Origin of the sequence: Bacillus sp. ISL-4 (assembly GCF_018613275.1) — a bacterium.
GTDB classification, from domain to species: Bacteria; Bacillota; Bacilli; order Bacillales; family DSM-1321; genus Peribacillus; species Peribacillus simplex_E.
In genome coordinates, this window is record NZ_JAGGQN010000001.1 from 81,043 (window position 1) to 97,799 (window position 16,757).

14 protein-coding genes and 2 pseudogenes are annotated in these 16,757 nt (G+C 41.3%); 1 reads left to right on the top strand and 15 read right to left on the bottom strand.

What is annotated here, in order from left to right:
• Positions 1-11: 11 nt before the first annotated feature.
• From J7J00_RS00425 to J7J00_RS00490, 14 genes and pseudogenes are all read right to left on the bottom strand, one after another.
• Positions 12-776, bottom strand: a complete 765-nt coding sequence (locus J7J00_RS00425; protein ID WP_214786502.1) for an NUDIX domain-containing protein — start codon at positions 774-776, stop codon at positions 12-14.
• Between the two features lie 194 nt (positions 777-970).
• Positions 971-2,500: an acyl-CoA carboxylase subunit beta gene (locus J7J00_RS00430; RefSeq protein WP_214786504.1), complete on the bottom strand. Its 1,530-nt coding sequence runs from the start codon at positions 2,498-2,500 to the stop codon at positions 971-973.
• A gap of 23 nt (positions 2,501-2,523) precedes the next feature.
• Positions 2,524-3,306 carry an enoyl-CoA hydratase gene (locus J7J00_RS00435; protein ID WP_214786506.1) on the bottom strand — a complete coding sequence of 261 codons (783 nt, stop codon included), beginning with the start codon at positions 3,304-3,306 and terminating at the stop codon, positions 2,524-2,526.
• 19 nt (positions 3,307-3,325) lie between these two features.
• On the bottom strand, positions 3,326-4,225 hold the full coding sequence (locus J7J00_RS00440; RefSeq protein ID WP_214786508.1) for a hydroxymethylglutaryl-CoA lyase: 900 nt from the start codon (positions 4,223-4,225) through the stop codon (positions 3,326-3,328).
• A gap of 17 nt (positions 4,226-4,242) precedes the next feature.
• The gene (locus tag J7J00_RS00445) at positions 4,243-4,455 is read right to left on the bottom strand and encodes an acetyl-CoA carboxylase biotin carboxyl carrier protein subunit (RefSeq protein WP_076371237.1); all 213 of its coding nucleotides are present in this window, start codon (positions 4,453-4,455) and stop codon (positions 4,243-4,245) included.
• Between the two features lie 38 nt (positions 4,456-4,493).
• Positions 4,494-5,843: an acetyl-CoA carboxylase biotin carboxylase subunit gene (locus J7J00_RS00450; protein WP_214786510.1), complete on the bottom strand. Its 1,350-nt coding sequence runs from the start codon at positions 5,841-5,843 to the stop codon at positions 4,494-4,496.
• Positions 5,844-5,855: 12 nt separating this feature from the next.
• Complete coding sequence (locus J7J00_RS00455; protein ID WP_214786693.1) at positions 5,856-7,493, bottom strand: AMP-binding protein; 1,638 nt, start codon at positions 7,491-7,493, stop codon at positions 5,856-5,858.
• Between the two features lie 124 nt (positions 7,494-7,617).
• A complete protein-coding gene (locus J7J00_RS00460; protein WP_141994231.1) occupies positions 7,618-8,760 on the bottom strand; it encodes an acyl-CoA dehydrogenase family protein in 1,143 nt (380 codons plus the stop codon).
• Positions 8,761-8,820: 60 nt separating this feature from the next.
• Positions 8,821-9,474 carry a TetR/AcrR family transcriptional regulator gene (locus J7J00_RS00465; protein ID WP_214786695.1) on the bottom strand — a complete coding sequence of 218 codons (654 nt, stop codon included), beginning with the start codon at positions 9,472-9,474 and terminating at the stop codon, positions 8,821-8,823.
• 183 nt (positions 9,475-9,657) lie between these two features.
• The gene (locus J7J00_RS00470) at positions 9,658-10,416 is read right to left on the bottom strand and encodes a hypothetical protein (RefSeq protein WP_214786512.1); all 759 of its coding nucleotides are present in this window, start codon (positions 10,414-10,416) and stop codon (positions 9,658-9,660) included.
• Between the two features lie 28 nt (positions 10,417-10,444).
• Positions 10,445-11,491 (bottom strand): cytochrome d ubiquinol oxidase subunit II, encoded by a 1,047-nt coding sequence (locus J7J00_RS00475; protein WP_214786514.1) that lies wholly within the window; start codon positions 11,489-11,491, stop codon positions 10,445-10,447.
• 15 nt (positions 11,492-11,506) lie between these two features.
• Positions 11,507-12,868, bottom strand: coding sequence for a cytochrome ubiquinol oxidase subunit I (locus tag J7J00_RS00480; RefSeq protein WP_214786516.1), 1,362 nt, complete (start codon positions 12,866-12,868; stop codon positions 11,507-11,509).
• A 1,098-nt stretch (positions 12,869-13,966) separates the two neighbouring features.
• A pseudogene (locus tag J7J00_RS00485) lies at positions 13,967-14,222 on the bottom strand (biotin/lipoyl-containing protein).
• 604 nt (positions 14,223-14,826) lie between these two features.
• Entirely contained in the window at positions 14,827-15,333 is a 507-nt protein-coding gene (locus J7J00_RS00490) for an acyl-CoA thioesterase (RefSeq protein WP_214786697.1), read from the bottom strand.
• 412 nt (positions 15,334-15,745) lie between these two features.
• Between J7J00_RS00490 and J7J00_RS00495 the strand changes: the two are divergent.
• Positions 15,746-15,826 (top strand): annotated as a pseudogene (locus tag J7J00_RS00495) (hypothetical protein); the annotation flags it as partial.
• Positions 15,827-15,828: 2 nt separating this feature from the next.
• Here J7J00_RS00495 and J7J00_RS00500 read toward each other — a convergent pair.
• Positions 15,829-16,743: a proline dehydrogenase family protein gene (locus tag J7J00_RS00500; protein ID WP_214786520.1), complete on the bottom strand. Its 915-nt coding sequence runs from the start codon at positions 16,741-16,743 to the stop codon at positions 15,829-15,831.
• Between the last annotated feature and the right edge of the window lie 14 nt (positions 16,744-16,757).

Sequence of the window (16,757 nt, forward strand, 5' to 3'; positions counted from 1 at the left end):
ACAATTCCCCCTCAATAGTAAATAGAGTCCATGACAACCTCTGCATTAAATCGGTAAAGCTGTGAAGGCCGATACGAATTACGTTTCGTTTTCTTCTGCATTCCCTTTTCATCCAAGACTTTCTCCAAAAACGGGAGTTTCGGGGCTTTTGCATAAAAAAGTGAGTCTGCGCTGATTTTTGCATCATCTCTGGCTGTCAGCAAAACCCGTTGCAGTTCAGAAAGTGTAAATTCATCCGGCAGGAATTTTTGGGCTATCGTCGTTTGCACCATTTCTTTTTTCATTAAATTCATCGCATCGTTTATAATTGTATAATGATCGAATGCAAGATCTAATTGCAAGGCTTCCTGAATCGTGAACAATTCAACTTCGGCTGCATCGTCATTCGCTTTTCTTTGATGAAGAAACTCTTCCTGGACAATTGCATAAAAAGCATTGGATATGATCCATCCCCTGGGATCGCGTCCCGGCCGGTCATAAACCCCGAAATGCTTGACATGGAATCCAGCTACACCCGTTTCTTCTTTCAATTCTCGTTTAGCTGCTTCATAGGCAGTCTCGCCAGCATTGACAAAGCCTCCGGGTAAGGCCCATTTATCTCCTTCTACATTGGGACCTCCTTCTTTATCTTTTGTGGCACGTTTGATTAATAATAGCTTCAAAAACATTTCAGGCGGGGCTTTCTCTGCCGTTTTCTTCGTAGTAATCGTAAAGATCGCAATATCTGCTGTGTATCCATCTGGAGTAATATATTTCTTTTTTACCTGCTGAGCCATGGCAACTCTCACTTTCTTTCACTAAGTATGGGATTAAGTAATTAGTAAATCATTAATTACTAATTATAGTACTCTTCCTTGTGTAATTTAGCAACTCAAAATCAGAAAAATTTTCTAATTATTTAAAAAAATCATTTATTTTCATACATGATAAATAGCCCGGTCATGATGACCGGGCTTGTTTATTGAATTCTTTAAACGGGATAGACTCCATGTTTACGATCGGTAAATGTCAATTGCTTACTGCTATACGCTTCAAACCGGGTGCTCAATTCATCCCGCAGGGCATTTGGCTGGATGATGCCATCAACAATCATTTCGGAGGCTAAGCGGTAGATATCGATATCTTCATTATACTCATTGCGCTTCTGTTCAATGAATGCCAGGCGCTCTTCTGGTTCCATCGCATTTATTTTATTGGCATAGACTGCATTGACCGCAGCTTCTGCCCCCATGACCGCAATCAGTGCCGTCGGTAAGGCAAGTACGCAGTCCGGTTCAAAAGCGGGACCAGCCATCGCGTATAGTCCAGCACCATAAGCCTTACGGACAATGACAGAAATCTTGGGAACCGTGGCTTCACTCATGGCCGAAATCATTTTCGCACCATGGCGAATGATCCCTGCCTGTTCGACCTTCGTCCCAATCATGAATCCTGGAATATCCACCAGGAACAACAGTGGTATATGGAAAGCATCACATAAATTGATGAACTTGGCTGCCTTATCAGCTGAATCATGGAACAGGACGCCGCCCTTGACACGCGGCTGATTGGCTATGATCCCTATCGTTTGTCCATTTAGCCTTGCAAGACCAGTAATTAATTCGGGTGCAAATAGTTTCTTGATTTCACAAAACGATTGCCTGTCTATAACCCTATCGATCAGGTCATACATATTGAAGGGTGCATTCTGATTTTTGGGAATCAGTTCTTCCAATGTTTTTTCGAAATCCGCAGGCAGCTCGGGTTTAACGCTTTTGGGCCTTTCTTGATAATTTCCTGGAAAATAGCTTAAGTATCTGCGCGCAAACGCGATGGATTCTTCTTCCGATTTGACAAGCACATCCCCGCATCCTGACACAGAACAATGCATTTTCGCTCCGCCCATTTCCTCTTCGCTCACCTTTTCGCCAATGACCATTTCTGCCATTCTCGGTGAACCTAAATACATGGATGCATTGCCATCAACCATTACGACAATATCACAAAAAGCTGGGATATATGCCCCGCCTGCGGCAGATGGACCGAACAATAGACAAATTTGCGGGACTTTTCCTGATAACTTCACTTGGTTGTAAAAGATGCGTCCGGCTCCGCGGCGTCCCGGAAACATTTCTACTTGATCCGTAATTCGTGCCCCGGCAGAATCGACTAAATAAAGAAGCGGCAACTGCAACTTTTCAGCTGTTTCCTGAATGCGAATGATTTTCTCGACGGTCCTTGCTCCCCAGGAACCAGCTTTTACAGTCGAATCATTGGCCATGACACAGACCCTCTGTCCATTGATTTTCCCGATGCCTGTAACTACACCATCAGCGGGCAATCCCTCACTGGCACAATTAGCAAAGAAAGCGTCCTCTAATTCAACCCCTTCATCGAAAAGCAGCTCTAGCCTTTCACGTACGAAAAGCTTTCCTTTTTCAGCGTTTTTTTGATGATATTTTTCTAAACCGCCTTTTTTAATCGTTTCAACCGTCTCGGTTAGTTTATCCGTCGTTACCATCCCTGTTCCTCCTTCAATTGAAATCATTGGCCCTTAAAAACCGGTTTGCGCTTTTCCTTGAATGCTGACAGACCCTCCAGTCGGTCACGAGTTTTTAAAGTTGTCTGATAGCAGTCTTTTTCAATTTGCAATCCTGTTTTCAAATTAGTCTCAGCCCCTTGATTGATCGCCGCTTTTGCAGCCCTGAGTGCTAATGGGGCATTGACTGCAATTTCCCCAGCCAATTTTTTCGCTTCCTCAAGTAAATGTTGGGGTGAATATACATGACTGATGATTTTCAAGGCATGTGCGGTTTTTGCATCCAACCTCCTTGCCGTATAAATCAGTTCTTTCGCTGTCGGCATTCCGACTATCCGCGGCAGTCGCTGAGTACCGCCGGCGCCTGGGATGATGCCCAATGACGTTTCTGTCAGCCCAACCTTAGCCGTTTCCGATGCGATGCGTATGTCACAAGCGAGTGCCAACTCCAGCCCTCCGCCAAAAGCCGAGCCGTTAATCGCGGCGATGACTGGAACGGGAAGGTTTTCTACAGCCGTAATCGTGTCACCAATCAACTTGACTGTCTCCCTGACTTTATCATCATTCATACCTGCTCGTTCCTTAAGATCCGCACCTGCACAAAACGCCTTTTCACCTGCTCCCGTTAAAATGACCGTTCGTAAATTGGAATCTCTTTTCAATTCATACAGCCCTTCGACTAAGCAATGAAGCAGTTCTGTGGATAGAGCATTAGCAGCATCAGGCCGGTTCAAAGTCACGAGGGCAATTCCCTTATCTTCATGACTGATCTCCACTAATGAAGTCATAAATTCACCTCAATTTCTCTTATTGTGCGTTATAAACAGCCATCTGATGGCTAGGCAAAGGTTTTTCCAAAAAGCTTTGCATCATGGCCGCAGCCTTCATTAATTTTTCTGGATTGATTCCCGTTTGAATTCCCATTTTATGTAGCATATGGATCAGGTCGTCTGTTGCCACATTTCCACTCGCACCTGGTGCATACGGACATCCCCCTAATCCTCCGAGCGAAGAGTCAAAAGTGTCAACACCATAATTCAGTGATTCAAGGACATTTGCGAGTGCCATACCCCTTGTATCATGAAAATGGAGAGCAATTCGGCTTATATCATATCTTTTTACTGCCTGTTCTAGGAATAAGGCAACTTGTCTTGGAGATGCGACCCCAATGGTATCACCCAATGAGACCTCATCGATTCCATATTCAAACAGTTGATCACAAACACGGAAAACCTGTTCGGTCGAAACCTCCCCTTCATAAGGACAGCCGAAAACGGTTGAAATATAGCCCCTAACTGTTTTTCCGCTGTTTGCTGCTGTCCCGATTACATCCTTCATTATTGGAAAGGTATCAGAAATTGATTTATTAATATTTTTAAGATTATGCGTTTCACTGGATGACATGAACACGGAAATTTCATCGATATTAGCTTCAAGAGCAGACTCCAGTCCCCTTTGATTGGGTACAAGGGCCGCATAAGTGATACCGGGATTGCGCTTTATTCCCTTAGCAACCTCAACGGCATCACTCAATTGGGGAATCCACTTTGGATGGACAAAAGAAGTCACTTCTATATAAGATAATCCCGTATCTGAGAGCTGATCGATCCATTCCATTTTGCTTTGTGCAGGTATCATGACCTTTTCATTTTGCAGCCCGTCACGCGGACCCACTTCCTTAATTGTCACTTTTTCAGGCCAATTCATCTTACCCCTCCGTCCTTTTATTCAATGACGGCCAAAATGTCGCCCTCATTTACGAAGTCCCCCTCATTCACTTTAAGTTCTTTGATGGTGCCAGCTTCTTCGGCTGCAATGGGGATTTCCATTTTCATCGATTCCAAGATAATGATGTCCTGTCCGTCTGTTACACTTTGCCCCTCATTCGCTACGATTTTCCAAACGCTTCCTGCCATGCTAGCCTTTAATTCTGCCATCTTACATTCCTCCTGATCATTTTGTTTTAAAATATGCGTTATACAGTCAATTTTTTAATATATTTCGCAATGAAATCCGTAGTCGTATCTCCTTGGGAAAAAGCTTCATGAGAAATTATTTCCATAAGCAAAGGAAGGTTTGTTTTTATTCCTTCTATTTTATAGTTTGCCAGCGCTTCTCTTAATCTCTTGATCGCTTTATCCCTTGAATCGCCGCTCACTACCAATTTGGCGATCATCGGATCATAAAAGTGGGACACGACGGAAGTTCCATGAACCGCCAATTCATGACGGATCCCTTCCCCTTCCGGAAGTTCCATGCTGGTGATTCTCCCCGGTGCTGGATAAAACGTTTTCGGGTCTTCAGCGTATATGCGCACTTCAATGGAGTGTCCATCCTGTTTAATCTCACTTTGAGTGAATTCCAATTTGTTGCCCGATGCAATTTTAATTTGCTGCTCGACTAAATCCAGCCCCGTAATTTCTTCGGTGACAGGATGCTCAACCTGAAGACGTGTATTCATTTCCAGGAAATAAAAATTTTTATCTCCATCAACTAAAAATTCGAGGGTGCCCGCATTGCTATAACCAATGGATTTTACCGCTTCCACTGCAGCCATGCCCATCCTGTTTCTTGTTTCTTCGTCAAGGAAAGAAGAGGGAGCCTCTTCCACGACTTTCTGGTGGCGTCTTTGAACGGAGCATTCCCTTTCCCATAAGTAAACAGCATTCCCAAAGGAATCCGCCAATACCTGAATTTCGATATGACGAGGCTTCTCAATCAGTTTTTCTATGAACATATCTCCATTGCCAAAAAACAATTGGGCACGTTTTTGATTCCCTTCGAAGGCCTTGGTCAATTCATCTTCATTAGCAACGGCCTGCATGCCGATTCCCCCGCCGCCTGCTGCTGCTTTTAACATGACTGGATAGCCAATCTTTTCGGCAACGGCTGCCGCTTCTGCACTATCAATTAACGGACGTGAAAATCCAGGCACCAATGGAAGTCCCGCTTGTTCCATCCTTTTCCGTGCCTCGACTTTATTGCCCATCTGCTGGATGATTTCTGGTTTTGGACCAATGAATATCAAGCCTGCTTCTTCGCATGAACGTGCGAAATCTGCATTTTCACTAAGAAATCCGTATCCAGGATGAATGGCTTCCACTCCCGTTTTCTTAGCTATTTCCAAAATCTTATTGACATTTAAATAGCTTTCCTGTACTCTCGGGCCACCCAATAAATATGCCTCATCCGCCAATCCCACAAATGGTGAATCCGCATCTGCTTCCGAATGAACGGCGACAGTAAGTATTCCCAACTTCCTGCATGTACGAATAATGCGTGATGCTATTTCTCCCCTGTTTGCGATAAGAATTTTTCGAATCATTCGATACCCTCCTTATTTAGTGAGATCCGATAGCAGATCAAGAGTTTGTTGCCGAAGCTTATACTTTTGGATTTTCCCGGATGCAGTCATGGGATAAGCATCGGTAAATTGAATGTAACGGGGAATTTTATGAAAAGATATTTTCCCTTTGCAATACTCTATCAATTCTTTCTCCGTCAGTGTTTCTCCTGCTTTCAAAATGATCCATGCCGCTACCTCTTCCCCATACTTCTGATCTGGAACGCCGAGTACCTGGACATCGACAATTGCAGGATGTTGATAGAGGAATTCTTCAATCTCACGGGGATAGATATTTTCCCCTCCGCGAATGATCATGTCTTTCAGCCTGCCTGTAATCTTGCAATAACCCCTTTCATCCATCACCGCCAAATCTCCCGTATGTAGCCAGCCTTCCCGGTCAATCGCCTGCTCAGTAGCCTCCGGGTTATTATAATATCCCTTCATTACATGGTATCCCCTCGAACAGAGTTCCCCTTGTTTGCCACGCTGGACTTCTTCCCCGGTAACTGGATCGACAATTTTCACTTCCACTTTCGGCAAAGCCCTTCCCACTGAGGAAACACGAAGTTCGATCGGATCGTCCGTTCTTGTCATCGTAATTCCTGGAGACGATTCCGTTTGACCATAAGTAATCGTGATTTCCGAGATTCCCATCTTATTCACCACGTTTTTCATGACTTCAATCGGACATGTGGAGCCTGCCATGATTCCAGTCCGCAACGAACGTAAATCATACTGGTCAAAGTCATCGAGATTAAGTTGAGCGATGAACATCGTCGGAACACCATGAAGTCCCGTACATTTTTCGGCTTCAACGGTCTGAAGGACGACGCGTGGATTAAATTCCACTATCGGCACCATTGTTGCCCCTACAGAAACCGAGGCCATCGTACCAAGGGAACAGCCGAAACAATGAAAAAACGGAACCGGGATGCAAAGCCGGTCGACTTCGGTAAGCCTCATGCATTCCGCGACATTCAATCCGTTGTTGACCAAGTTTGAATGCGTCAGCATCACTCCTTTTGGAAATCCTGTCGTTCCTGATGTATATTGCATATTAATCACATCATCGGGAGCCAATTCCTCCATCCTCATGTCCAGTGACTCCTCCGAAATGGATTCGCTTCCGCTAATGACATCATCCCACGAAAACGTTCCGGGATAACGCGCTTCACCCAAAATGATGATATTTTTCAATTTTGGAAGTTTCTCAGATTGTAATTTTCCTGGTTCTGCATTTTTCAATTCAGGTACGATTTCGTACAGCGTATCTATATATGAATGATCCTTATATTGTTCCATCAGGATGATCGTCGTCGCATCCGATTGCTTAAGCAAGTATTCCAGTTCACTTGTACGGTAATTAGTGTTGACCGTAACCAGCACCCCGCCCATTTTCGCGGTGGAAAATTGGGATATAAGCCATTCCGGTTTATTGGACGCCCAAATGGCAATATGTTCCCCTTTTTTTATATCGAGTGACATGAACCCCCTGGCCGCCTTTCGGCAAATCTTTTCAAATTCTCGATAGGAATGGCGGAGACCCAGTTCATGGTACACCACCGCTTCATTATCACCATATTGTTCAGCTGTCCTCTCAAGCAATTTCCCGATAGTAATATCTAGCAAATCAGACATCAAACTCCTCCTAATCAAATAAAAGTAAGAATGAACGTGTTTTGCTGTATAGATAACATCTGCTTTTCACCAAAATGAACCAAAGCATCATCGTTCATTTTACGTTCCATAAAGATTAACAGCCTAATTGTCTGGCGATAACGATTCTTTGAATTTCGGATGTGCCTTCACCAATTTCCAATAACTTAGCATCTCTTAAATAGCGCTCCACTTCGTATTCGCGCATGTAACCAGAACCACCGTGTATTTGAATCGCTTGATTGCTGGCCCGGAAAGCGGTTTCACTTGCAAAAAGCTTGGCGTATGCCGCTTCCTTTGCAAAAGGCTTTTTATTATCTTTTAACCACGCCGCCTTATATACCATATTCCTCGCCAGTTCAATTTCCATCGCCATGTCTGCCAGCTTGAATTGAATGGCCTGGAAATTTGATATCGATTTACCGAATTGTATGCGCTCTTTTGAAAAAGCTAAAGCTTTATCAAAGGCAGCCTGAGCGATACCGACGGCCAAAGCTGCAATGGAAATCCTTCCTCCATCCAGAGTGAATAAGAATTGTTTGAACCCTTTGTCTGGATCTCCCAATAAATTTTTCTTTGGTACCCGGACGTTATCCAGAATGATTTCACAAGTATTGGAAGCCCGAACTCCCATTTTTTCATAATTGCTATTGATTGTAAGCCCTTGGGTATCGGTTGGCACGATGAATGCAGAGATGATATTCTTGCCCTTGGAATCTTTGCCCGATACAGCAGTGACGGTAACGGTTCTTGAATAGCTGGCATTGGTAATCCATGTTTTCTCACCATTGATCACATATTCATCACCTTCCAACACGGCAGTGGTTCTCGTACCGCCAGCATCGGAACCCGCATTAGGCTCTGTCAACCCGAAAGCTGCCAGAGTTTCACCTGTCGTGATTGGAACCAGATATTTTTGCTTCTGTTCCTCGGTTCCAAAATAGTAAATTGGACTTGCTCCGAGCGAAACTGCTGCAGCATAACTTAAGCCGGTTCCCCCGCATGCCTTGCCAACCTCTTCAACTGCAATGGCATATGAAATCGTATCTCCCCCCGAACCGCCATATTCTTCAGGGAATGGAATTCCAAGTAACCCGAGTTTCCCCATTTTTTTGAATACATCCTCCGCAAACATGGACTTTGCATCCAACTCAATCGCAATGGGTTTAATTTCCTTTTCGGCAAATTCCTTAACCATTTCCTTAATCATCTGCTGTTCTTTTGTAAGTGAAAAATCCATATGTTCATTCCCCTTTCAATTGAGACCGACTAGTTGGTCTGTTTAAATCAAGTTAATTGTTTAATCGACAACAACATTGTTCTTCAGTAGAAATGGCTGGGTGATTTCCGCATCTTTTTCTTCATCTGTCAATAGGGCATTCAGAATTAAATCTACGTAAATATCGCCGATTTCATCAATCGTTTTTCCACCGTCCCTTTTGTACCATTTGTAGGACCAGTTCACCATGCCGAGAATTGACATTCCGGTAATTTCCACTGGCAATTCGCTGCGGAACACTCCCTTGTCAATGCCTTCTTTGATGACGGAAAAAATGATTTCTTTATACATTTGACGCTTTTTTTTAATTGCTTCAACATAAGGTGGTTTTAAGTAAATGCTTTCTTGATAGAAAACTGAGATGTGTGGTTTATAGAGGTCAAAAACTTTAACGAATGATTGAATGATCTTTTGCATTTTTTCTGTTGGATGGGTACTTTCTGAAATGGCTTCCTGTGCTTTTATTAAAACATATGAAATGAAGTAATCATGAATGACAAATAGGAGTTCATCTTTGGAAGAGAAATGGTGATAAAACCCCCCCTTGCTAGTTCCGCATGCCTTAACGATTTCGTTAACGGAGACACCGTGAAAACCATGCTGATCGAAGAGAGTCAGCGACGTTTCAATTATTTTTTCCTTTAACTCCGTAAGACTGCACCCCCCTTTTTGTATCCGCTTACATTTAACAACATAGTAGTTAAATGGATTTATTTAGATTTTACCAAATATTTAAAAATTGTCAATTTTTAATTATAAACAAAAACAGCCCTCAAAACCAAGAGCTGTCAACTGCTTTATTTAACTACGATATGCCTGAACTATGTCACATTCAAACCTATCCCATGATAACATTCACTATTTATTTCTTCCCTTGACCGGTTTAACTTGGGCTTTTACAAGCTTCCATCCATTGTTATACTTCCATACTGATTTGATTTCCAGTATCGAATCACGTTCATCTGACCCTTTTACATTTTGGACTCCCACAAGCGCTTTCCCTTTCCCAAAAACATTCTTTAAGTCCAGTGAAGAATATGGATCAACCAAAAGCTCTGTCGGTTCATTTAATTTTCCATTTTGATAAATGCCCATTTCATCATAAGCTTGTTTTCTCGAACTGACATCTATCACCACAGGCTTTTGACCTTCAATAATGATTTCCGCTTTGTATCCTGCAAGAAATTGGGCCATTACGGGAACGGATGGAGGGATTTCCAGTTTCCTCACTTTTCCATCCTTGAACGTATAGGCGTAACTGGTTATCAAACGCTCTCTACCTTCCATCAAAACCGTGACCAATACATCCTGGATCCCATCATTATTCAAGTCGGCAACCTTGAGATCTGGATTATACCCAGCTTCAAGCGGGACGCTAATTGTACGGCGATTGCTTTCCACACTTAACTCAATTTTCTTCAGAAACTCGCTTCCTTCCTCATATGGCAAACCCTGAACCTGGATGATGTCTATTTTCTGGTCACCTGTTACATCTCTTTTTGTTGAAATATAAGTGCCATCGACCTGAAAATTTTTATCATGCGCTTCAACTGCTTGATAGCTCAAAAAGAGTGAGATGACTAAAACCGCATATTTTAGCAGATCTAACTTTTTCATAGTGATAACCTCTCTTTTCCAAGATGAACTAATTTGACATTTGCCGCCGTTTGAACATTCGACGCTGATCTTTCATGAAGATGGACCAGAAATAATAGAACCCTGGCACTAATATCGCAAAGCCCACGATATATGTGGCAAAAACAGCCCGGAAAGATGTTGGATCGGTAAATCCTGAAAGAATCGTGACATTTGGATAGATGATATAAGGTAAATGTGCGATTCCATAAACATAACTGCCGATTAAATACTGAATGATAATCGCTATTACAGCGACGCGAGGCATCCCTTTAACCTCCTGCTTAGAAAAATAGGGTAAGTACAGTGCTATCCCGCTAATGATGAAAAAAACGAGCGAGACGAATAACAATGCCGAGTTTTTCATCATTCCTTGGTAAATCCAATTCGCTTCGTTTTTTAACGTGAGCATAACCAACAGAGACATGACTAACATAAGCGGTCCCGTTATCATCGCATCCCTGCGATATATTTTGTATGCTTTCATTTCGTCAGCCTGTTTTGAGTAATCAGACAGGAGCAAAGATGATAAAAAAAGCGTGCTCATGATTCCAAATCCCACAAATGCATACTCATTCGGACTCGTGAAAAGTTTAGATAGATTCAATTCTTCATTTCCTCTCACGCCTTCGACAAATCCAAGATGGGTGATGGGCAATACACTGATTAATAGCCCAGGTATGATCAATCCCGTCAATCCTGAGATATATGTTAACGCTTTTTCATATTTGTCTACGCTATGCGAGAAAACCAAGAAAGCGCTCCTAATACATAGCAGGACCAATATCAGGCTCGCAGGAACGATCAAGGCTACCCCAATCGGGAAAACCGCACCTGGAAATAAACTGTAAATCGCAATTACAAGACCAACCACAAAAGTATTAGTCACTTCCCAAGTCGGTGATAAATAGCTATTTGCAATTTTCGTAGCATTCGTTTCTTCCTTTTTAATGTAAGTCATTGCCCAGAAGCCGGCGCCAAAATCCATAGAGGCCATGATGGCATAAAGAAAAATAAAGCCCCAGACCAATGTTATTGCAAGAAGAGCATCACTCAACCGCCTCCCCCCCTTTTATGAATTCGAATCGAAAAGCCTTACATCTTTCTGTTCTGCCTTATAAATATCATCCATAACGGAATGACGTTTGAAATAATACAAAAGTGTAAATACTACAGAAACGCATAAAATGATATATACAATAATGAACATTGTGAATAAAAATCCAAGGTTTTCGTACGAAGTGACTGAATCCTCCGTAGTCAGCATCCTGTATATCGTCCATGGCTGTCTGCCTGTACAAGCAAAAATCCAACCGCATTCAATCGAAATCACCGAAAGCGGACCTGCAGCAACAAACAGCCAGAGAACCCATTTCGGATAAGTCTCCCTTTTCAGCCATTTATTCCATACCAATGCAAACAGTGCTAAGGCGATTAAGCCGGAACCGATGATGACCATGGCATTGAATAAGATATGGACATAAAGCGGCGGCCAATACTCTTCTGGAAAATCGTTCAAGCCAGTCACAACCGTATCGAAGCTATTACCGGATAGAAAGCTTAATAACCATGGGAATTCAATCCCATACTTCACTTCCTGAGCTTCCCTATCGGTATAACCGAACAAGGTAAGTCCGGCATGGTCCTTTGTTTCAAACAACCCTTCAGCCGCCGCCAGTTTCTCCGGCTGTTCCCTATATAAATGCTGTGTAGTCGCATGACCGTTCAATGCCGTCAAAAAAGAAAAAACCAAACCCAATACAATACTGAGCCTCAGTGCTTTTTGGTGAAAATTAAATTCAGCAGTGCCATATTTATTTTTCAGCATCTTATAGGCTGCAACGGCCGCTACGACAAAAGCACCTGTAGTATAAGCAGTCAAGGCCGTATGACCTGCCGTCACCAAGAAACTTGGGTTGAAAAATGCCGCCCAAGGATCGACATCGACGATTTCCCCATTTTCAAACCGGAACCCAGCCGGTGTACCTTCAAAAGCATGGACATTAGAAATCAAAACCGCCGAAGCCATTGCGCCGAATGCAACAAAGAATAAACTCACGATACGGGCCCATGGCTTTATTTTTTCAGCAGCATACACGTAGATTGACATGAAAAGCGCTTCAACCATGAATGCATAAATCTCGATCTGGAATGGAAGCGCCATGACACGTCCAATCACTTCCATGAACCCAGGCCATAATAGTGATAGTTGCACACCCGCAATCGTACCAGTCGGAATCCCGACCCCAAGCAAAACCCCTAATGTTTTGGTCCAGCGTTTAGCCATGACAACATACTGTAATTCCTTTGTCCTTTGATACATTAATTCCGCTGCCAACATCATCATCGGCAACCCGACGCCGATCGTTGCAAATATGATATGTACAGCCATATTCGTCCCGAACATCGCACGGGCCATTTGTATATGATCCATACTGTCTTCCTTTCAAATCTTTGTCTCTTGGTAGTATCTCCTCTGAGAAGGAAAATATTTAATAATATTCCACAAACAAATTTTTCATGGTTTTGCAGAAAGACAGGATTTTCCTTGATGATGATTTTGGTTGATTGGTTTTTTAAATATTCTATCGAGGTTATTATTGGGATATATTTACTCTGGTTGATCGCTTCATAACCTTGCTTAGGTGCCGTCAAGTCGATTTACTCCGCTTCCATCAATACACTTGTCCGGCCGAATACGAAATACTGCACGTTCCTTCTATATTTCCCCGCCTGGTACATAGCTATTAATCAATACGGTCTGTCGTTTACAATCTTAATTATTCATCGACACCGTCAAAAACAAACATTACGAGACCGGTCGAAAGATACCTTTTTGTTATATCGTCATTTCGTTCGTCACATCAGCAAAAATATAGATTTCACATAAAAACCTGCGTCCAAACCTTTTGGCTTGCCAGAACCACCTGTTAATTTACGGTTCCGCGCAACGAACGGGTCACCGAACAAACACCCTTGATAACACTATCGAGGATCCAGCGGATTCTTCAAAATTCTCTATTGAAATATGTATTCATGTTTCCATCAATAAAAAAATACACACATCCCCTACAATATAGTAGTCTATGTGTGTATTTGCGGCAGGTATTGTCTTTTGCCCAATTTCAAGAATATTGTTCCTAAAAAGAACAATACAATAAAAAAATTAGCTTTATTGTAAAAATCGCCCTATGCTTCTAGCGAGTGGTTTTTGCACCTGAACGAAGGTTTTTATAATAAAAAAACTCTACCATATCGTAGAGCCTTTAAACATATGTGCAATAACTAGTACTTTTATGAATGGAAAAAAAATGAATGAACTCAGTAAATTTATTAAATAAGCTTTCTTTCATTATAAAAAAAGGGATTGCTTCGTTTTAACTAATTAGAAACTCTTGCTTTCATTCATTTATTCCGCTTTGCCCCATTAAAATATACAAAATATTCTAAATATTCATTATACACCATCGCAAGTCTCTCATTTAGAATAATCCATATTCAGGATCCTAAATCTTAAATACCCAATTTTTTATCAATCACTTCCTGTGATTAATAAGTCATCCTATAAACTGAATTAACACTGTTTCATTACTTACATTTTGATTTTTTGTTACTTCAATTGAAACAACATGACCACTTACACCAGTCTCAATTTCTACTTTTTTATTGTCCGTTGTATGAACTACCATTAGTTTTTCCCATTCATATACATAAGAACCTTGACTAACAAATATGTTTTCAACTTTTCCGCAACAAGGACTATAGACAGCTTCTATAACTCTTTTCACCTTAAAAACCTCTCTTTCTAAAGAAATAAATTAGAGATTCCAAATTTCATACTTACACCGAGCCATGTTAGCAGCTGGACGCATATCTATTTGATAATTTTGTGCTATGGAAGAAACCTTTTAAAAGAATGACTATTATTTCGTAATTTTTGTGCCATTTTTTCTGTCAAATAATAGCCTGATTGTTTTGCATCCATTCGAAGTATGAAGCCGTTAATCCACCAGAACTATAATATCTTTGTTTGTTCGAACAATTTGACTTATCGCAGACAAGTTCCCTCGACTTAACTGATCTAATTAAGAAGAGGTAATATTACGGGGAATTGCAAACAATAAGCCTTTTCCCCTATCAACAGGAAGATCAATAATCCCAAATTTTAAATTTCATCGACATGGATAAATCAGTTATTTCTGGATGAAAACGAACTCGTCCCTTTGTAGGTCCAACTATGTTGAGAACGATAGCCGGAAAAAAGACTGGGTGAACTTAGTAAATCTAATGCTTCACTTTGCTTATTGTCCGGCTTTTCAACTTGATCGATATTGATAAGGATTGCCTCTTACCTTCTTTGCACCTCGTAGGTTATAGGTTACTATATGAAAGTTAAGGATAATCTACATTTAAAAACATAGCCACATCTTTGCTTTTTTGTTTTCTCTGTTGCCGCATACTTGCTCGATCTAATGCCGTTTCATGTAATTTTTTTTCTTCTTCTGTCTCCGGAATAACTTTTGGAACACGTGTTGGACGTTTATGTTCATCTAGTGCAACAAATGTTAATAGAGCAGTCGCTGCAATTCTACGAACACTGCTTTTTAAATCTTCAGCAATAATTTTCACAAAAACCTCCATTGAAGATGTGCCGGTCCATGCCACATAAGATATAAAACACACTGAATCTGTTGTACGAATGGGATGTAAAAAGTCAACTGAATCTGTTGAAGCAGTTACACATTCACTTCGACTATGACGTGCTGCAGAAATCGATGCTACTTGATCGACATCACTCATTAATCTGCCGCCAAATAATGTATTATGATTGTTTACATCATTTGGAAATATACGACTCGTTCTTATGACCCTTGATTCTCTGCAATATTTCGCTTCTATAAACCCGTCCTCCTAAAACATGGGACCTGAAATCATCACCTATGTAAACTTTTAGTATATGGTTATATTATGATACAATTTTGCGCTTTTTAACCTTAAAACACTCTCGGCGTATATAGCCTAGTGTTCCGAGAATACGAAGCTTGCTTTCAAATATCATTCACCATCTGCTGTTGCTCAAGCTCTTTAAGTAGCATTAAAGGCTCCTCCTTCTCGAGTGAACTGTTGTCATTCTCTTGGAAGGAACCAGACTTTTCATACTGGTGAATCCACCGGTCAAGGGAGGACGGGGTCGTATTATTTCTTCACTGAGCGCTTTCTTTGATTTCCTGTTCTAGTTGAAACTGCACCATTATCAATGAAGTCGACTTATTTATCAAGATTATGTCGAGCTTCCCATAGTCGGTTCCTGGTAGCAAAAGGTAATGTACCCTTGTCGATAGCTATGACCTCGGTATCAACTTTACTGGCTCCAATCATGACTCCGCTGATCAATTATTTAGAAAAGAATCCTTTAAGGGCAAAAGCAATATTTTGTGGTCTTTCTGCCAAGCGACGCATAAAATAACCAAACCAGTCGTTACCAAAAGGAATATACACACGCATTGTATATCCTTCTTTAGCTAAACTTAGTTGCATGTCTGTTCTAAATCCATATAACATTTGAAACTCAAATTGGTTACGTGAAATATTGTGTTTTTGAACAAACTCTTTTACACTGGCAACGATACGATGATCATGGGAAGCAATCGCCGTATAGCTACCACTCAGCAAATGCTCTTCAATGATTCTCATATAATTTTTATCTACTTCTTCTTTCTCCTGATAAGCCACAGAAGGAGATTCTTGATAAGCTCCTTTAACTAAACGAAGGGGAATTCCTTTTAATTCTTTTACGTCCTGTTCCGCTCGATATAAATAGGATTGAATCACTGTTCCTACATTATCATATGTTTCGCGTAATTCTCTCAGGATATCTAACGTGATTTGGCAATGTGCATGATCTTCCATATCGATTCTGACAAAATTGTTGTATTTCTTGGCTGTCTCAAGAATTAGACACATATTTTGAACACAAAAATTCCGATCAATGTCCAAACCAAGTTGGGTCATTTTTACAGATAAATTACTATTTACTGCTGCACTACCCATAGCTTCCAACGTTCTTACGTTATATTCCGTTGCCTCTATTGCCTCTATTCTACTTGAAACAAATTCCCCTAAATGATCCAGTGTACAAATCAAGCCTTTTTCATTTAATTCTTGAACTTTCTTAATCGCACTTTTGATAGTATCTCCTGCCACAACTTGGGAAGCCCCAAATCGAAGGCCCCATTTTTTCGCAGCTTTATTTAACGCTTTGTTGTTGGAAGCGTGAAGAAAAATATTTTTTGAAACATCTGCCAGCATGAATATTTCCCCCT

Bases quoted from the DNA above. Each gene is read 5' to 3' on its own strand.
- J7J00_RS00445 (WP_076371237.1), bottom strand. From the start codon at position 4,455: ATGGCAGAATTAAAGGCTAGCATGGCAGGAAGCGTTTGGAAAATCGTA.
- J7J00_RS00435 (WP_214786506.1), bottom strand. From the start codon at position 3,306: ATGACTTCATTAGTGGAGATCAGTCATGAAGATAAGGGAATTGCCCTC.
- J7J00_RS00430 (WP_214786504.1), bottom strand. From the start codon at position 2,500: ATGGTAACGACGGATAAACTAACCGAGACGGTTGAAACGATTAAAAAA.
- J7J00_RS00425 (WP_214786502.1), bottom strand. From the start codon at position 776: ATGGCTCAGCAGGTAAAAAAGAAATATATTACTCCAGATGGATACACA.
- J7J00_RS00450 (WP_214786510.1), bottom strand. From the start codon at position 5,843: ATGATTCGAAAAATTCTTATCGCAAACAGGGGAGAAATAGCATCACGC.
- J7J00_RS00480 (WP_214786516.1), bottom strand. From the start codon at position 12,868: ATGGATCATATACAAATGGCCCGTGCGATGTTCGGGACGAATATGGCT.
- J7J00_RS00440 (WP_214786508.1), bottom strand. From the start codon at position 4,225: ATGAATTGGCCTGAAAAAGTGACAATTAAGGAAGTGGGTCCGCGTGAC.
- J7J00_RS00470 (WP_214786512.1), bottom strand. From the start codon at position 10,416: ATGAAAAAGTTAGATCTGCTAAAATATGCGGTTTTAGTCATCTCACTC.
- J7J00_RS00460 (WP_141994231.1), bottom strand. From the start codon at position 8,760: ATGGATTTTTCACTTACAAAAGAACAGCAGATGATTAAGGAAATGGTT.
- J7J00_RS00500 (WP_214786520.1), bottom strand. From the start codon at position 16,743: ATGCTGGCAGATGTTTCAAAAAATATTTTTCTTCACGCTTCCAACAAC.